Genomic DNA, 978 nt, shown 5'->3' on the forward strand with positions numbered 1-978 from the left:
GGCCAGCGCACACCGGTCCGGACTTCGGTCAGGACCTCGGGCCGGACTTCCGCGGCCCGGTCTTCGCACCGCTGTCCGGCGACGATCCGGCGACGGTCTCGGGGCACCGGATCGGCGCGCGCCTCGGCGCGGACGGACCGGGCGCCGCCGGCGTCACCTACCTCGCGTACGAGCCCGGCGGGCAACCGGTCGCGCTCACCGTGGTCCGGCCCGAACTCACCGCCGCCGACGGCTTCGCCGCCCGCTTCCACCACGACGCGCAGGCCGCGGCCCGGGTGCCGGGCCCCCGTGCGGTGCCGGTGCTCGGCAGCGGGCGGGAGGGCGAGCGGTACTGGATCGCCTGCGGCTACGTCCCCTCGCTCTCGCTGCGCACCGCCGTCGAGGGCGGCGGACCGCTGCCCACCGGGGTCGTGCTGCGGCTGGTCGCCGCGCTCGCCGAGGCGCTCCAGGCGATGCACCACGCGGGCGTGGTGCACGGCGGGTTGCGGCCCGCGCATGTGCTGCTCGCCGGCGACGGCCCCCGGGTGAAGGGGCACGGGCTGGCGTGGGTCGCGGAGCGGGCCGGCGGCGCCGACGCGGGCTCCGACGATGCCGGTACGGGCGAGGCCGGCGCCGGCGGGAGCGGAAACGCCGGCGGCGCAGGGGACTTGGGCGAGGCCGCGCACGGGGCCGCGCAGGGGGCCGCACGCGAGGCAGCGTCTGACGCCGTACGTGACGCCACCCGCGCGGCTGGCCCAACCGAGGTCGGCGAGGCGACCGCCTTCCGCTCGCCCGAGCAGGCCGCGGGCAAACCGGCCCGGCCCGCCACGGACGTGTTCGCGCTCGGGCAGATAGCCGCGTACGCCTCGATAGGCGCCGCACCCTTCGGTGACGGCTCCCGGGTCCAGCACGCCGAGCCCGATCTGAACGAACTCCCGGGCCAGCTACGGGAGATCGTCACCCGCTGCCTCATCAAGGACCCCGCGCTGCGGCCCTCGC

The 978-nt window shown here is 78.0% G+C and carries 1 protein-coding gene; it reads left to right on the forward strand.

Annotation, left to right across the window (positions count from 1 at the left end; translation table 11 throughout):
- Positions 1–978 (forward strand): protein kinase family protein (locus AC13HU_RS37670; protein ID WP_483046507.1); only part of this gene is annotated, 978 nt, incomplete at both ends.

The sequence above is a fragment of the Streptomyces sp. NH27 genome, assembly GCF_056859195.1.